Consider the following 15,611-nt stretch of genomic DNA (forward strand, 5'->3'; position numbering starts at 1 on the left):
CAGCTCCCTTCAAATTCATGTGAATATTAAGTTTATATTCACGTCCACGGTTTGGATTTATGATTAACCTGTGCCTAATATAGTGTACCCTTCCCGTTCATTCTGAATCCCGCCATCTGTTCATAAATTGATTAATAAGGAGTCTTATCCTTGAAAAAACTAATCTGGACCGGCTGGTCCATGGATCATCTGCAGATCGCCCAGACCTCGGGACTTTTGGCCGCTTGTGCCGCGCTGTTATTCGTGCTGAGCGTGACCGCTTGGAGAATAGGGTAAATGTAAACTACAAGGTCCATATTCTGTGAATAAGGATGGAACCCACACATGGCTGAACTGCATTCTGAGCCCACTTTGCATACCGCCTTACTGCAATTCATTTTCCCCTTTTCAATTAAGGCGGAAGTCGATCAAGAGCTGATTGAGAGCCTTCAGGAGGATGGATTTACGCGTTTTTTTCTGGAGAACAAGGAACTGGAACATGCCTATTACGGGGAGAATCACTGTGTATCCCATGAGAAAATGGAGCGCAGCTATCTTCCGTTTGCCGCCCATGTCCTGTTTCCGCGTGAGAAGGACAGGGATTCCTTCCGCCGCTTTTCCCGGGCTAACGATCTGCTGTGCGGGCTGCAAATGCCCTTCCAGACGGTTCCCTTCCGCGTGCTGTCGACCGATGTGTTCCTCTGCCCGTTCGAGCTGGGCTTCCTGACGGTAAGAGTCGCTATTGAGGAGGAGAATCTCCCCTTCAGCATGGTGCTGGAATTCGCCGACCGCTTCCGCAATCTGGAGGATGTAAGTGTTCAGGATGAGCATACTTTCATTCATTGTCATCAGAAGTCTTTTGCCCGGGTGGAGGATTTCGTGTTCAGGCATCTGGCAGCCGGGCTTGAGCCGTATCTCGATCCTGCGGAGACGAACGGCAATTATTTCGAGACCCTGCCCTTCTTCGTCGATGAACGGATGCTGGTGCAGGCCTTCTACGGCGTTAATCTCCCGGAGGACGAGGAAGAGATCAGTGTCGAGCTGCTCTACCGGGCCTCCCAGGTGGACGGTCTGAACATCGACGGCAGCCCCTATATGAGTGCGAGTGATCCGGACTATATCAAGCAGTACACCCGGGAGCACTGCTATAGCCGCTGGGGGCCGGACACCTACTACATGACCAATGAGCAGACCTTCTGCTGCGTGAGCCGGGCGAGGCCGGAGATTGCCGCAGGCTTGATCAGCCAGATGTACGGCGAGTATTATTACGGAATGCTGCTGAGTATTTTCCACAAAATCGTGCTGCTGAAGCTCGCCAACCTCCACTCCCGGCTGCGCATCAACCACGATAACGACGAGATTGAGAATCTGATCTTCCTGATCAACAAATTCTCGGCCAAATTCTACTTCCTGGAGCTGATTTCGCAGTCGCAGGGACGTGAGATTTTTTTTCAGCTGCGTAAGGTGTATGGCAATGATGCCCTGTTCGATGAGGTGAAAATGACGCTGAATGACCTGTTCCAGTATCAGGACAAATTCCAGGCCAAACGGCGGGATACGCTCCTGATGGTGCTCACCGTGTTCACGGTCATCAGCGGGATTTACGGGATGAATCAGGTGATCGAGGATCTGAAGGGACAGATTGACTGGAGCAAAATGCTGGAGTACTCCGCGTTCGAGTATCTGGCTCTGTTCCTGACCTTCTCGGGGATCACCGTCAGTATCGGCCTAACGGTAAGAGAGATCTGGAACGGCATCCGCAGCCGCCGCAAGAAGCGGCATTATACGAGGGATTAAGATATGAGGGTGGACAACGGCGGGACTGCCGTCTATAATACACCGTAAGAACATAGCAATACCCGTGAACTTTATAGAACCAGGGGTGCTGGAATTGGCCGGCTGAGATTGTATCCCACAAGATACTGACCCTTATACCTGATCTGGATAATGCCAGCGTAGGAATCTTCATTCGGCACAGTGCCCCTAAGCGGTACTGAAGCTGAAGTCCCCTCACGCAAGTCACTGGCGTCCCGATCTTCGGGACGCTTTTTTGATTCTAAGGATGTACAGGAATACGGTTTCTGTAAGCTCTGAAGACCAGGGGTTGCTGGAAGGAGAGAGAAAGAGAAATGGGAGTCAAAAAAACAGCACTACTCCTGCTCAGCTCCATGCTGCTGCTTACCGTAGCAGGATGTGGCGGCGGAAACAACAGCGGCAATGCGGGGGCCAGCGCACCTGCTGCAGGAAACAGCACAGCTGCACCTGATGCAGCCGCAGCCGCACCCACGGATGCACCTAAGGCGCTAACCCAGGTTAAGATTGCCCTGGACTGGACGCCAAACACCAATCATACAGGCCTGTATGCTGCCAAGGAGCTGGGTTATTACGCAGAGGAAGGTCTCGACGTACAGATTGTACAGCCCGGCGCTGCCGGGTCCGATACGATGGTCACTTCCGGCGAAGCCCAGTTCGGCATCAGCGCCCAGGAAGCCCTGACTCTGGCCCGTCTGCAGGATGTGCCGCTGGTGTCGATTGCTGCTATCATTCAGCATAATACCTCCGGGTTCGCGGCTCCGAAGGACCGCAATATTAAGACGCCGAAGGATTTCGAAGGCAAAACGTACGGAGGCTGGGGCTCCCCTGCGGAGCAGGCTGCCATGAAAGCGATCATGGACCCCGAAGGCGGGGATGTCTCCAAGGTGAAGCTGGTGAATATCGGCGAAGCGGACTTTTTCACAGCCGTGAAGCGGGATATTGACTTCGCCTGGATCTTCTATGCCTGGACCGGTGTGGAGGCCGAGCTGCGCGGGGAGCCGCTGGATATGCTGTATCTGAAGGATTACGCTCCGCAGCTGGATTACTACACCCCGGTGCTGACGACCAGCGAGAAGGAGATCGCCGAGCATCCTGAAGTGGTGAAGGCCTTCCTGAAGGCTACGTCGAAGGGCTATCAGTACGCTATCGATAACCCGGAAGAAGCTGCGACGGTCCTGTCGGACGCTGTACCAGACCTTGATCCCAAGCTGGTGCTGGCCAGCCAGAAATGGCTTAGCCCGAAATACAAAGACGACGCCCCGCGCTGGGGGGAGCAGAAGCTTGAGATCTGGAAGAATTACGCCGACTGGATGTACGGCCTGAAGCTGCTGGATAAGCCGCTGGATGCGGAGAGTACGTTTACGAATGAATTTTTGCCGGAATCATAATGAACCCGCATGGCGGGAATCTTATACTTAACTTGGAGAGGAAGGATTCATCATGGCTAATACATTGCTCAGCATTCAGGTCATTCCCAAGACACCGAACAACGAGGATTCTATCCCTTATGTGGACAAGGCCATTGAGGTCATTCAGAAGTCAGGCGTGAAGCATCAGGTGAATCCGCTGGAGACCACGATGGAAGGCGAGCTGTCCGAGCTGCTGGATATTGTGCGTGACATGCATGAGGCGCTGATCGCCTCCGGCAGTCCGAGTGTCATCTCACAGATCAAGGTCGCCCATAACCCGGGCGGCATCAGCATGGACAAGCTGACCGAGAAATACCGGCCGTGAGAAGCACCTGGAAGCTAGTGTGGCCGCCCTTTGTGGCGGTCCTCTTTTTTGTCGGGATATGGCAGCTCTCGGTCATGCTGTTTCACATCCCGGCTTACCAGCTGCCCAGCCCCGCGGATATCGCGCGTGAGTCGAAGAACAACGCCTCAGGGATCTGGGAGCACACCGCCGCCACGCTGCGGCTGACCCTGATCGGCTTCCCGGTCGGCACAGGCATCGGCCTGCTCACCGCCTTGCTGCTGCACCTGCTGCCCTGGGTCAAGCGGGCGATCTATCCGCTGCTGATCCTCAGCCAGAATGTGCCCTCCATTGCGCTTGCCCCGCTGCTGATTATCTGGTTCGGCTTCGGTCTGCTGCCCAAAATTATCCTGATCACTCTCGTCTGCTTCTTCCCCGTAGCTGTTGCAGCCATGGGCGGGCTGGCCCAAAGCGACCGGGTGATGCTGAATTATATGAAAATGGCCGGTGCGGGCAAGTGGCAGATCTTCACCCGGCTGGAGCTTCCCGGCTCCCTGCCCTCCCTGTTCTCCGGGCTCAAAATCTCCGCCACCTATGCGGTGATGGGCGCAGTGGTGGCCGAATGGATCGGCGCCGACAGAGGGATCGGCTATTATATGCTGCTGCAGAAGTCCTCTTACCGTGCGGACCGGATGTTCGTGGCCATCGCCATCATCGTGCTGCTAAGTCTCGTGTTATTCGCGCTCATTGCCCTGCTGGAGAGATGGCTGGTGCGCTGGAAGCCGCGCAAGGATGCTTAAGAAGCACGGGAAGATCATCCAAAACGGACCAACCAAAATAAAACTGAAGGAGGCTGGACGAAGTGTCTGAGCTTACGAGGATTGAACTGGAGAAGGCGAACGTAGATGGACGCCTGCGTACTCAGAGTGTGCCGCCTGCGCTTGAAGTCAGCGGCATCTCCAAGTCATTCACGCACCGCCGCCGGGAGACGCAGGTGCTGGATCAGGTATCCCTGACCGTGGAGCCGCAGGAATTCGTCTCCATTGTCGGCCCGTCCGGCTGCGGTAAAAGCACGCTGTTCCATATCATCGGCGGCCTTACGCTGCCGGATACCGGAACCGTGAGCATGGACGGCATCCCGGTGACCGGGCAGCGCGGCAAGATCAGCTATATGCCGCAGCAGCCCGCGCTGTTCCCGTGGCGCAGCACGCTCGACAACGTTCTGCTTGGCGGCGAGCTGCAGGGCGCCCCCAAGCGGGAGGCCCGCGAGGCGGCACGCCACTGGCTGGCGAAGATCGGCCTCGGCGGCTTCGAGCGGGCCTACCCGCACATGCTGTCCGGCGGCATGCAGCAGCGGGCCGCCTTCCTGCGGGCCATGCTCGCGCCGCAGGAGCTGATGCTGCTCGATGAGCCGTTCAGCGCGCTCGATGCGCTGACCCGCGAGCAGATGCAGCGCTGGCTGCTGGAGCTGTGGGAGGAGAACCGCCGCTCCGTGCTGTTCATCACCCACAACATCGAAGAAGCGCTGCTGCTCTCCACCCGCATCTACGTCTTCTCGGGGCGTCCCGGCTCCGTCCTCCACACCGTGGAGGTCCCCTTCCCGCGTCCGCGCCGCGAAGAGATCGCCGATTCGCCGGAGTTCCTCCGGATGCGGCGCCAGCTCTCCCAGTGGATGCGCGAGGAGCAGGCGAAGAGCCAGAGTTAAGAGGGGTTGCTGCGCTGGTGACTTAGCAGGAAAGGTGGCGTGGCGCGCCCTGCTATACATAACAACAGCCTTCGTGACTCGGCACTGCCTTGTCTGTAGCAGCATAACTCTGCCTGATTGTATTTACTGCAATAGAATCTGCAATATTCCAGTCAAAATTCACTTCTGCTGTATTTCGTACAGCAGATTTTTGTTTATTTGCCCAAAAACACCACTTTCGCAGATTTCTGCTGTACAGAGTACAACAGAATCGGATTTGCTGCGGATTTTGGGGACATCTGTTGTATAAAATACAATTGAGCTAACCATTCCACCTCTCAATCGGACCACAACCAGAATATACAGTTAGTTTAATTGCACCAAATACAGCTATATGGAGATTCGGCGGTACACAAACGATTTAGTTGTACAGAGCCCCAGGTCACCCTACATCCAGCCCTTCTCCTCCGCCAGCCGCACGGCTTCGATCCGGGTCTTGACCGCAAGCTTGCTGAGAATCTCTGAGATGTAGTTGCGGACGGTGCCGTAGGAGAGGTGGAGCGCCGCTGCGATCTCACCGGCACTGCGGCCCGCTGCGGCCAGCTTCAGAATCTCACGCTCCCGGTCAGTTAGCGGATTCTCTTCACGCAGGCTGCCGAAGACCAGCTCCGGCGAGACCTCGCGCCCTCCGGCCATCACGCGGCGGATGGCATCCGCCAGCTTATCTACCGGCTCGTCCTTCAGCAGATAGCCCTGAATCCCGGCCTTCACTCCGCGTTCGAAATAGCCGGGACGGGCGAAGGTGGTCAGGATAATAATTTTGGTGGCACAGCCCCGGGATTTCAGTATCTCTGCCACCTCCAGGCCGCTCATCAGCGGCATTTCTATGTCCATCAGACACACATCCGGCTGGACGCGTTCGATCAGGGACAGCGCCTCCGCCCCGTCCCCGGCTTCGCCCGCCACCTCAATATCATCCTCCAGATCAAGCAGCGATGCCATCGCGCCGCGCAGCAGCCGCTGATCCTCGGCAATTATGATCCTGATCATGCTGTTTCCCCATCCTTTCCATCCTTCACTACTCTTGGTGTAACCACGCTCAGCCGGGTTCCCCCGCCCGGTCCCGGAGCAAACGTCAGCGAGCCGTCAATCAGGGCCAGCCGCTCGCCCATCCCCTTCATGCCGTTGCCGTCCCGGCGCTCCGTCCCTCCCGCACCGCTCGCTTCTGGACCTATGCCGTTATCCTCCAGCGTAATCTGTACCTCGCCCGGTGTCATTACGATGCTGATCCGGCACTGGTCCGCACGGCTATGCTTAACGATGTTGGTGATTCCCTCCTTGATGCAGAGGCTGAGAATACTCTGCGTCAGATCGGATACACCCGGCAGCGCTGCATCTCCCTCTACCTCAAGTGCGATCTCCGCACTGCGCAGCATCTCCGCCGCCTCAGCCAGCTCTTCGGCAACTGAGACTGCACGCATCTCAGAGACCAGCTCCCGCACCTGGCGCAGCGCGGCCCGTGAGGTCCGCTGGATCTCACGGGCTTCCGCCTGCGCCCGCTCGGGGTTCTTGACGACAAGCTTTTCGACAAGCTGGCTTTTCAGCGTAATCAGCGACAGTGTGTGTCCCATCGTGTCATGCAGATCGCGGGCGATGCGCATCCGTTCCTCACGCTTGATCATTTCCTTGATCTGCTCGTTGGCCTGGTCCAGCTCCTTCTCCAGCACCCGCCGCCGGTTAATGGAGCGGATGCCGAAGGGCGTGATCAGCATCATCAGTGCGAATGGGAGCAGGAACAGCATATCCAGGCCATACGCCTGCGGCAGGTAGAACAGGCCCAGTCCAACCAGTACAGCAGTGAACACCGCCAGAGCCTGCCTGAACCGGCGCATATCGGTATACCAGCCGATAAAGTTACTGGTGAAGAAGCCCATATACATGTTGTAGGGGCTATAGACTACGGTTAACACGACAATAATCAGCAGCTGCAGTCCCAGCCAGGCCGTATACGCCCTCTCTTCCGCCCAGTAGAGCTGGCGGTACGTCACCAGGAACAGCAGGAGCAGCACATACCCTGCCATCAGCTTGTAGCCGCTGTAACCATCGAAATTCAGCACCGGGAACACCAGATAGATCAGCCAAATATAGGGGAAGAAACCGAACCTTTCCGGAAAAATCCGGAACTGCATACGTGCCGCCATGGATTACACCGCTTCCTGTTTTCGCCTTATATAGACCGATAATAACATAAATACGGCCAGGTAACCGAGCAACAGCAGCACGGCCTTCCACGACGGGGAACCTCCCGCTACAATCGCCCAGGCTCCATCTCCATAATTATAGGACGGCAGCCAGTGCCCGATCTTCTGCATCAGCTTAGGCATAATGTCGAGAGGCATCCACATGCCCCCGGCCACCGCCAGCCCCATATAGAGTACATTGCTCACCCCGCTCGCCGTATCCACCCGCTTCATGGACCCGATAATCGTACCCAGCGCCAGAAAAGGCAGAGAGCCCGCAAGCAGCCACAATCCGCAAAGCAGCCACTGCGCCGCTGTCAGCGACACCCCGTTGATTAAATACCCGGCTACGAAAATACACAGAACCGAGAACAGATGCATGACGCTCTGACCGAACATTTTGCCGAAAAAATAAACCGAGGACGGCAGCGGAGTAATGCGGATAAACGTATTCCAGCCCTGTGTCTGCTCCTGCACCAGCCGGATGCCGAGGGTCATAATTGCGGAACCCATCACGCTGAAGGCCGCCATCGACATCAGATAATGCGCCTGCCACAGCTTCGTATCGTCCGTCCCCGTATTCACCACCCGGGTGAAGATGAAGTAGAACAGAATCGGCATGAGCAGCGACCAGAACACATAATAGGGATTGCGGATAATCCGCAGCAGCTCTGCCTTGCACTGGGCCATCATAGGTTTCATCATACTGCCGCCTCCTCTTGATTCAGGGTCAATTGCTCGAACGCTTCATCCAGCTTCCCCTGGTCGATCCGTACATCCTGCACAGCCAGTCCGTTCACGAAAATAGCCCGCAGCGCCTCATCCGTATTCTCTGTCGTCACATGCAGCCGTCCATCCTTCTCGTAGCAGCCGTCCACGGCTGGCAGCTCCAGTAATTGACTGTGCAGCAGCGCCGGGTCGCCGGACGCCAGGAAGGACAGCGACTTCTTAACCAGTCTCGCCTTAACCTCGTCCGGGCTTCCGTCCGCCGCCAGCACTCCCCGGTTGAACAGCAGAATCCGGTCCGCGATATCCTCCGCTTCCTGCAGGTAATGAGTGCTGAACAGAATTGTTTTGCCCTGGTCAGCCAGTCCCCGCACCCTCTCCCAGAAATGCCGCCGGGCTGTCGTATCCAGCCCCACTGTCGGCTCGTCAAAAAACAGCAGATCCGGGTTGCCCGCCAGCGCCAGCGCGAAGCTGAGGCTGCGCTTTTGCCCGCCGGAGAGCTTCTCCGCGTAACGGTTCAGATCCGCCGCCCCCAGCCCGGTCGCCTGAAGCAGCACTTCCATCTCCATGGGCTGAGGATAATAGCTGCGGATCAGCGCCAGTATCTCCCGGACCTTCAACCGGTCCATGACGCTGACCTCCTGGAGCATGGCTCCGGTCCGCTGCTTCACTCTGACGTCTGCCGGCTTAAGACCGAACACCTTAACGCTGCCCTCCGAGGGCTCAAGCAAGCCCAGAAGCATCGCAAGTGTGGTGGTTTTGCCGGCTCCGTTAGGGCCAAGCACCGCTGTGATCGAGCCGCGGCTAATTGTAAAGCTCACCTGCTTCACCGCTTGCTTCTCCTGGAAGCTGCGGCTGACATTGTTCATTTCAATGACATATTCCATCGTGTATCCCTCCGTGTCCTTCTGCCTTCTTGGCTATATTGCTATAGTACCGGAGACTGGAGAAGAGCATCAGTATGGACTGTCACCGATTCAAAGTGACAACTGTCACCCGGCCAAAATAGGGCGCTCCTGTCCACGATTCCGTTATCGTAGCAGGAGCGCCCCCCGTGTGCATATTACTCAAACCTCAGCCTTTGGAGCGACTGCTCCAGCATATCGTTCAGCGTCTGCCCTCCGGGAGGTGCGCTTACCCAATGGAAAACCGCTGTGCGTATCGCTGCCATAAGCAGCGCCGCCATTAAGTCCGGGTACAGGTCGAGCTTCACATCCTTATGTGTACGTTCCGCAATCACCTTGGCGAGCTCCCGCTCAATCTCGATCTCCACCTTCCGTGTCGCACCGAACAATGCCGGATCATCGCGGAGGAGGACGATACGCGCATACCACTGCCGGTCTGTTGTCTCGGCGAAGCCTTCAAGCACAGCGGCCCGGATGGAGTCCTGCAGCGGTTCATCTGAAGGGCGGCCGGCAAGGGCAGCCGCTATCCGCTCGGAACGCTGGTAAGCATTTCCGACCATTGCGGCTTCTTTGGAAGCAAAATAGTTATTGAACGTCCGCATGGAGACATTCGCGGCAGCGGCAATATCCTCCACCCGAACCTGGCTGGCCCCTTTTTCCATGGCCAGACTACATGCTACATCGCTCAGCGTCCGCCTGGTCTCTTCCTTCTTGCGTGCTCTCAAGCCTTGTTTTTCATTCGTCATGGCAGTCTAGTGCTCCATTCCTTATATGTAGTCAAAGATCTGCGGTGCTGAAAGGACAGCACCGCAGATCCGTTCGATTCCTGCGGAATCTCGCTTACCGCGCCGATTGTAGCCGGATATTATAATCCAGTACCTCATCCAGCCAGTCAAACATCACCTGGTAGCTGAGCGGCAGATTGTTCAGCTGGCAGTGCAGGTCGGCACCATCCTCTTCCGTCCCCTTGAAGATCGCGTTCTTCTCATTCGGGGCTTTCTCGTAAGTGTCGATCGCTTGCCGCTGCATCTCAGGATGCTCTGCCTCCGAATACATGGAGAGCAGGGGACACTTGACGTCCTTCGGGTCCACTTCGACGGCTTCCCTGGCTACAGGATACCACTCGGCAATACTGTCGAAGCCGTGCGACCAGGCTGATCCGGCGAACAGGACCTGGCCGGTGTAAGGCATTTTCTTAGTCTGCTCCGCCGCTTCTTCTGCACTGCCCCGGAGAAACGAAGGCATGCCGCGTTCAATGAAGGACGCCATGGAGTACACCGGTGAGTTGGGCACTGCCGCTGCGAAGCGGTCGTCACAGCTGGCATGCACCATTGTTTTGGCTCCGCCGTAGCTCATCCCGCTGACCACCAGCCGCTCAGAGTCCACATCCGGACGGGCCAGAACGAAATCTGTGGTGGCTCTGTAGACATTATGCAGCTCCTCGCGCGGGAAGTTCCGGGCTGTCGCCTCCGGCTCATAGAATCTGACACATACATCATACGGAAGGTCTACGATCAGCGCGTTATATCCCCGGTCAATCGCCGCTTGCCCTCCGAGAAAATAGGTATCTTCCTTGTGCGTCTCCCCGCCGTTATGGAAAATAATCGTTGGCTTAGGCGCATTCCCGTGCTCTGCCTTCAGGAAGCAGCCCGGGAACTTATACCCCTTGTATTCCACCTCGACCCATTCATGGGGAATCTGCTCAGACTTCGCATCAAGCGCCTTGCGGAAGCATTCCACACTTTTGCCATGATACCGCGCGAAATCCGGTTCACCGGGAAAAGCTCCATAGAAGGCTGCCCGGTAATACGAGTGGGCACGGATAAATGCCTCGCTGGCGCTGATCAGATGGCCCTTCTTCATGCAGTTCTCTGCGCTTGCTTCGATCTTAACGGCTTCCTTCTCGAATTCAGTCTTCCAGCTGGCCAAAGAGTTCGGATCGATGCTCCGTGCAAGCTTAAATACTTCACCCTGCGACACACCGCCGCAGTGTACGAACGACAGCAGCCACTGGAACGTGAACTCAATGTCATCCCGCTCGAAGAATACCTTATGCGTTAATCGTGCAGCCACCTTTGTCTCTTGCCCGTCTACCTGTACCATACCATTCTCCTCCTTCTCGAATCTATGATTTCAAGATCATCCACAGCAGACACAGCCGCGAAGCGGAGAGGGAATTAGGCTACGGCGCGATTCCGGGCCCGGGTGTTGGCGTCCAGCGAAATCCAACCTCTGACCAAATTTTAGCACTTTCCATATTTTTGCGCAACACGCAATATTTCTTTTAACGCAATTTTTATATACGTGCAAAACGATCAAATGGGAAAATACCCTTTCGCTCGCTTCGGCTCACTCACCCTTGCAATGGCACATTGTATGTTGTTTTCGGCACACATTCTCCCCGTTCACCTTGCAGTTGCACATTGTATGTTGTTTTCGACATCCATTCACCCCGATCACCCTTGCAGTGACACATTGTATGTTGTTTTCGGCACACATTCGCCTCGTTCACCTTGCAGTTGCACCGATTGTATGTTGTTTTCGGCACTCATTCGCTCCGATCACCCTTGCAGTGGCACATTGTATGTTGTTTTCGGCACACATTCGTCCCGATACCCCGCAGTTGCACATCATGGTGACGTTCTGCCTATCTCCGGCCAATTTTGATGGTTTTCACTCTCTGCCACAGCTTGTATGTAGCAGCATTGTTGCAGTTTTTGCATGATTTCTCAAGGCATGTTACTGGCTGCGGTGCAATGTTGCATGATTTGCAGGAATTTTGGTGTTTTGAGCAAGTTAGTGCTGGCTTTGTTGCATTTCATGCAAGATTTCTGCATTGGCCGCTTCTATTACCCGGCATTGTTGCACTTTTGGCAGGATTTCTCTAAATATGTTACTGGCTGTTGAATATTGGGGCCTGCAGACATTCGCATCAGACCATTATGTTCGATTTTTCGCATACATTCGCCCCGCGCCCCTCCAACCCAAAAAAAGCCTCCCCCGCTGACTACGGGGAAGGCTCACCAAATCCCTAGCTCTACCTCTGCATGAATCCCTTGCTAAGCAGGAACTCCTTCATGTGCAGCCGGGCAGGCTGAGCCAGCCGGCCGGCCATCATCTCCGACCAGGAGGCTGCGTTCTGGCCGCCGGTACGCTCGCGCATATAATCGCTGGAGATGGCGTCGTACACACGGGCCTGTTCCACTGCAGCTTCGGCATTGTAGCCGTTATGATGCAGCACCGCTGCCTGCGGCAGGCGAGGACGGACGCCATTCACGGCGGCCGGATACCCGAGGCACATGCCGAAGACCGGATAGACCAGCTCCGGCAGGCCGAGCAGCTTAGATACAGCAGCGATCTCATTGCGGATGCCGCCGATGTAGACAATGCCAAGGCCGAGCGATTCTGCGGCAACAGCGGCATTCTGCGCGGCCAGCGCGACATCAACAGTCGCTACAATCAGATTCTCGGCCGTGCCCTCGTAGGACGGCTCCCCCTGCAAATGCGGAGCAGACGCTTCCCGCAGACGGTACAGGTCCGCACACCAGACCAGAAAGACCGGGCACTGCTTAATGTAGGCCTGATTACCGGACAAAACGGATAGCTGCTCTTTAAGCGCAGGCTCGGTTACCGCAATAACCGTGTACGCCTGGACATTGCTGGAGGTCGAAGCCATCTGCCCCGCTCCAATCACTGCTGCCAGCAGCTCGTCACTGACCGGCTTGTCCTGGTACTGGCGGACAGAGGTATGACGGTTCAACAGCTCAAGGGTTTCATTCGTAGGTTTCATTATCGTTCCGCCTTTCTTCACTCATATAAAGCCTATTATGATCCCATTTCGCGGCTCAGACAACAAAGGAGCTTCCTTCCACCCTCTTCGTCCCTCATTCGCATCTTCCTTCTCTCCTACTCTTCCGCCTTCTTTTACCTTTTCCCCTCTTCCCCCTCTTCCGCCTTTTCTGCCTTTTCCGCCTCTACGGCCTTTACCACCCGCTCCCGCGCTTTACCTCCTGGATAATCGCCAGGATTCCCTCATCAATCTGTGTAAGCCCCGCCCGGGAAATACTGATGCGCAGGAATTTGTCCCGGGTCTGGTAGCCCGGCAGATAGAAGCCGTTACCGGGTATCACCTGAATTTTGCGTTCCCCCAGACGCTTGACCAGACGCTCCAGGTTGACGGTGAGCGGCAGCCTGAACTGGATATAGATGCCTGAGCTGTCCGCAGAGGCTTCGATTAAGCCGTCTGTATTATGCCGCCCGAGTGCTTCGTATACCGCGCGGATTTTTTTGGCGTACATGGCTTTGATCTTGTGCCGGTGATGCCCGTACATCCCGTTCTTGATGTATACCTCAAGCGCAGCCTGCGACAGCAGCGAGGTATCGGTGTAGCCTTTATAGGAGCGGAAGGTCTCCAGCAGCGGCTGCGGCACCACCACCGCACCGAGCCTAAGGCCGGGGAAGATGATTTTGGAGAAGCTTTTGAGATAAATGACATGGGAGGTCTGGTCATACGCATAGATGGGGTCATAGCGCCGTCCGATCCCCAGATCCGCCATATAATCATCCTCTGCGATGTAGACATCGTATTTGCCAGCCAGTCCGGCAATGGCCTTGCGCTCCTCTGTGCTGTAGGTTGTCCCAAGCGGGTTGTGGTATCTGGGCATCGTATAAAAAAACTTAAATCTCCCGCTGGCGAACCGTTCCTCCAGCTCCTGCAGGTCAATGCCCGCCGCCGAACGCCCGATTCCGCTCACCGGCAGCCCCTCAGCTTCCAAATACCTCAAATAGATATCATACCCCGGCTGTTCCACCAAAATCTCCGTCCTGCCGCTGGGAAAAGGCATTCTCGCCAGTATCTCCAGCGCCTGCTGAATCCCTGAGGTAATCAGGATCGACTCCGCCTTCGCGAACACCTGATACTCCGCCAGATGCGACACCAGGGTGCGGCGCAGTGTTGCAAGCCCCAAGGCATCCCCATAGGTGAACAGATGGTATTTGTACTGGTCAATCGCCTTATTGAGGCAATGCTGGAAGTCCAGGTACGGAAAGACATTCAGATCCGGCGATGCCGAAGCAAAATCAACCGTCCCTTCACTCCCCGACGCCGCTGAATCGTCACTCTTGTCCACCATGTAATAGCCGCTCTGCGGAATAGAGTAGATCGTATGCGTCCGCTCCAGCTCCCCGTAAGCCTTCAGTATGGTACTGACGCTACAGCCGTAGATTTCTGAAGCACTGCGCACAGACGGCAGCTTGTCCCCCGGGCGGTACTGCCCTTCCTTCATCTGCTTCTCCAGCTCGGTGATCACCTGATGATACTTGTTCATCGCCCGCCTCCGTTTGCCGTTATTCCCCTGCTATGCCGTATATTCTATCCTATTATTCTCCCCTTATTATATAGGGATCACGGCAGACTGTACCGGTACAGTTGAGGAAACCTTGTATTGTTGGTGCACACCTTTTCCTTTAATTTTAAAGTAATAGATCGAATGTTTACAGCATCCAATCTTCACTAACCTACAAGGAGATGTACCCATGCACAAACAAGGACTCAAACTGGCCTACAGCTTCGCCGTACTCAATGCGTTCATTATCGGCTTTTCCTTCCTGTTCACCAAAGTGGCGCTCGTTCATGCCGGGCCGCTCGATACGCTGACCTTCCGGTTCGCTGCCTCTTTTGCCGTGATGTCGGTTCCGGTCGCCCTCGGCTGGGTCAAGGTTTCCTACCGGGGCAAGCCGATTGGCCGGGCCCTGCTGCTCGCCGCGATGTATCCGCTCGGCTTCTTCACCCTGCAGGTCTTCGGACTTCAGCGCGCCACCTCAGCCGAGGGAGGCATCCTCTATTCGTTCACTCCGGTGGTGACGATGATCATCGCCGGGGTTTTCCTGAAGGAGAAGACCACCCTGCTGCAAAAGCTGTGCATCTTCCTCTCGGTATTCGGCGTGGTATTCATCTTCGTCATGAAGGGAAGCGGCATTCAGCTGTCGAGTATGACCGGGATTGTGCTGCTGTTCATGACTTGTCTCGCGTTTGCCGGGTACAGTGTGCTGGCCCGCTCCCTCTCCAGCCACTTCAGCCCTGCTGAGCTCAGCTACCTGATGATGGGGGTCGGCTTCGCCACCTTCCTGATCATCTCGCTTACCGGACATACCGTCAGCGGGACGCTCGGGGAGTTCCTGAATCCGCTGGGAAGCGCAACGTTTGTCCTGTCCGCTGTATATCTGGGGGTGGTCGCCTCGCTGGTCACAACCCTGACCTCAACCTATATTTTATCCAAAATCGAGGCCTCACTCATGAGCGTGTTCACCAACCTCTCCACCATCGTATCCATTGCAGCCGGAGCGATCTTCCTGGGTGAGCAGATCACGGTCTATCACTGGATCGGATCATTCCTGATCATCGCCGGGGTCATTGGCACGAACTTGCTTGGCCGAAAAGAGACCGCTGCGGCTTCCCCAGCAGCCAGCGAATAGAGCAGCATGTACCGAATGCGTCTATAGAAGACACGCATTTAGGTGCTCCCCGGCGATTCTTTGGGTTCCTTCCCCCCTTCTGTCCGTCCGGATGAC

16 protein-coding genes and 1 riboswitch are annotated in these 15,611 nt (G+C 56.0%); of the genes, 8 read left to right on the forward strand and 8 right to left on the reverse strand.

The genetic code is table 11. The annotated features are described in order from the left end of the window. Positions 1-150: 150 nt before the first annotated feature. From NSU18_RS17455 to NSU18_RS17480, 6 genes are all read left to right on the forward strand, one after another. Positions 151-276, forward strand: a complete 126-nt coding sequence (locus tag NSU18_RS17455; RefSeq protein WP_341149644.1) for a hypothetical protein — start codon at positions 151-153, stop codon at positions 274-276. Between the two features lie 48 nt (positions 277-324). After that, positions 325-1,776, forward strand: coding sequence for a hypothetical protein (locus NSU18_RS17460; protein ID WP_341014977.1), 1,452 nt, complete (start codon positions 325-327; stop codon positions 1,774-1,776). A gap of 71 nt (positions 1,777-1,847) precedes the next feature. Further along, positions 1,848-1,958, forward strand: a riboswitch (TPP riboswitch). 150 nt (positions 1,959-2,108) lie between these two features. Further along, positions 2,109-3,182, forward strand: coding sequence for an ABC transporter substrate-binding protein (locus tag NSU18_RS17465; protein ID WP_341014979.1), 1,074 nt, complete (start codon positions 2,109-2,111; stop codon positions 3,180-3,182). Positions 3,183-3,234: 52 nt separating this feature from the next. Continuing rightward, positions 3,235-3,528: a thiamine-binding protein gene (locus NSU18_RS17470; protein WP_341149645.1), complete on the forward strand. Its 294-nt coding sequence runs from the start codon at positions 3,235-3,237 to the stop codon at positions 3,526-3,528. Further along, the gene (locus NSU18_RS17475) at positions 3,525-4,286 is read left to right on the forward strand and encodes an ABC transporter permease (RefSeq protein WP_341014982.1); all 762 of its coding nucleotides are present in this window, start codon (positions 3,525-3,527) and stop codon (positions 4,284-4,286) included. Before NSU18_RS17470 ends, NSU18_RS17475 begins: the two co-directional genes overlap by 4 nt. Before the next feature lie 80 nt (positions 4,287-4,366). Next, positions 4,367-5,191 carry an ABC transporter ATP-binding protein gene (locus NSU18_RS17480; RefSeq protein ID WP_341151064.1) on the forward strand — a complete coding sequence of 275 codons (825 nt, stop codon included), beginning with the start codon at positions 4,367-4,369 and terminating at the stop codon, positions 5,189-5,191. Positions 5,192-5,617: 426 nt separating this feature from the next. On the opposite strand, the gene NSU18_RS17485 is transcribed toward NSU18_RS17480, so the two are convergent. The 6 genes from NSU18_RS17485 to NSU18_RS17510 form a co-directional block, all read right to left on the reverse strand. Then, a complete protein-coding gene (locus tag NSU18_RS17485; protein ID WP_341014983.1) occupies positions 5,618-6,220 on the reverse strand; it encodes a response regulator transcription factor in 603 nt (200 codons plus the stop codon). Next, positions 6,217-7,371, reverse strand: a complete 1,155-nt coding sequence (locus NSU18_RS17490; protein ID WP_341014984.1) for a sensor histidine kinase — start codon at positions 7,369-7,371, stop codon at positions 6,217-6,219. Before NSU18_RS17490 ends, NSU18_RS17485 begins: the two co-directional genes overlap by 4 nt. A gap of 3 nt (positions 7,372-7,374) precedes the next feature. Beyond that, positions 7,375-8,112, reverse strand: coding sequence for an ABC transporter permease (locus tag NSU18_RS17495; protein ID WP_341018491.1), 738 nt, complete (start codon positions 8,110-8,112; stop codon positions 7,375-7,377). Continuing rightward, on the reverse strand, positions 8,112-9,023 hold the full coding sequence (locus NSU18_RS17500) for an ABC transporter ATP-binding protein (protein WP_341014986.1): 912 nt from the start codon (positions 9,021-9,023) through the stop codon (positions 8,112-8,114). Before NSU18_RS17500 ends, NSU18_RS17495 begins: the two co-directional genes overlap by 1 nt. A 176-nt stretch (positions 9,024-9,199) precedes the next feature. Further along, the gene (locus tag NSU18_RS17505) at positions 9,200-9,787 is read right to left on the reverse strand and encodes a TetR/AcrR family transcriptional regulator (RefSeq protein ID WP_341014987.1); all 588 of its coding nucleotides are present in this window, start codon (positions 9,785-9,787) and stop codon (positions 9,200-9,202) included. A gap of 94 nt (positions 9,788-9,881) precedes the next feature. Continuing rightward, positions 9,882-11,144 (reverse strand): alpha/beta hydrolase family protein, encoded by a 1,263-nt coding sequence (locus tag NSU18_RS17510; protein WP_341014989.1) that lies wholly within the window; start codon positions 11,142-11,144, stop codon positions 9,882-9,884. Between the two features lie 587 nt (positions 11,145-11,731). Here NSU18_RS17510 and NSU18_RS17515 point away from each other — a divergent pair. After that, a complete protein-coding gene (locus NSU18_RS17515) occupies positions 11,732-11,929 on the forward strand; it encodes a hypothetical protein (protein WP_341014991.1) in 198 nt (65 codons plus the stop codon). Between the two features lie 149 nt (positions 11,930-12,078). Here NSU18_RS17515 and nfsA read toward each other — a convergent pair whose 3' ends face one another. Further along, entirely contained in the window at positions 12,079-12,831 is a 753-nt protein-coding gene (gene nfsA / locus NSU18_RS17520; RefSeq protein ID WP_341014992.1) for an oxygen-insensitive NADPH nitroreductase, read from the reverse strand. 193 nt (positions 12,832-13,024) lie between these two features. Further along, on the reverse strand, positions 13,025-14,368 hold the full coding sequence (locus NSU18_RS17525; protein ID WP_341014993.1) for an aminotransferase-like domain-containing protein: 1,344 nt from the start codon (positions 14,366-14,368) through the stop codon (positions 13,025-13,027). Positions 14,369-14,576: 208 nt separating this feature from the next. Between NSU18_RS17525 and NSU18_RS17530 the strand changes: the two genes are divergently transcribed. After that, positions 14,577-15,515 carry a DMT family transporter gene (locus tag NSU18_RS17530; protein ID WP_341014994.1) on the forward strand — a complete coding sequence of 313 codons (939 nt, stop codon included), beginning with the start codon at positions 14,577-14,579 and terminating at the stop codon, positions 15,513-15,515. Positions 15,516-15,611: the final 96 nt, after the last annotated feature.

Source organism: Paenibacillus sp. FSL H8-0048 (assembly GCF_038002825.1).
In the GTDB taxonomy this organism is placed as follows: domain Bacteria; phylum Bacillota; class Bacilli; order Paenibacillales; family Paenibacillaceae; genus Paenibacillus_AQ.

Excerpts from the sequence above, each read along its gene's own strand:
- NSU18_RS17470 (WP_341149645.1), top strand. The coding sequence starts at position 3,235 with ATGGCTAATACATTGCTCAGCATTCAGGTCATTCCCAAGACACCGAAC.
- NSU18_RS17460 (WP_341014977.1), top strand. The coding sequence starts at position 325 with ATGGCTGAACTGCATTCTGAGCCCACTTTGCATACCGCCTTACTGCAA.
- NSU18_RS17525 (WP_341014993.1), bottom strand. The coding sequence starts at position 14,368 with ATGAACAAGTATCATCAGGTGATCACCGAGCTGGAGAAGCAGATGAAG.
- NSU18_RS17500 (WP_341014986.1), bottom strand. The coding sequence starts at position 9,023 with ATGGAATATGTCATTGAAATGAACAATGTCAGCCGCAGCTTCCAGGAG.
- NSU18_RS17495 (WP_341018491.1), bottom strand. The coding sequence starts at position 8,112 with ATGAAACCTATGATGGCCCAGTGCAAGGCAGAGCTGCTGCGGATTATC.
- NSU18_RS17465 (WP_341014979.1), top strand. The coding sequence starts at position 2,109 with ATGGGAGTCAAAAAAACAGCACTACTCCTGCTCAGCTCCATGCTGCTG.
- NSU18_RS17505 (WP_341014987.1), bottom strand. The coding sequence starts at position 9,787 with ATGACGAATGAAAAACAAGGCTTGAGAGCACGCAAGAAGGAAGAGACC.
- NSU18_RS17485 (WP_341014983.1), bottom strand. The coding sequence starts at position 6,220 with ATGATCAGGATCATAATTGCCGAGGATCAGCGGCTGCTGCGCGGCGCG.
- NSU18_RS17490 (WP_341014984.1), bottom strand. The coding sequence starts at position 7,371 with ATGGCGGCACGTATGCAGTTCCGGATTTTTCCGGAAAGGTTCGGTTTC.
- nfsA (WP_341014992.1), bottom strand. The coding sequence starts at position 12,831 with ATGAAACCTACGAATGAAACCCTTGAGCTGTTGAACCGTCATACCTCT.
- NSU18_RS17530 (WP_341014994.1), top strand. The coding sequence starts at position 14,577 with ATGCACAAACAAGGACTCAAACTGGCCTACAGCTTCGCCGTACTCAAT.
- NSU18_RS17510 (WP_341014989.1), bottom strand. The coding sequence starts at position 11,144 with ATGGTACAGGTAGACGGGCAAGAGACAAAGGTGGCTGCACGATTAACG.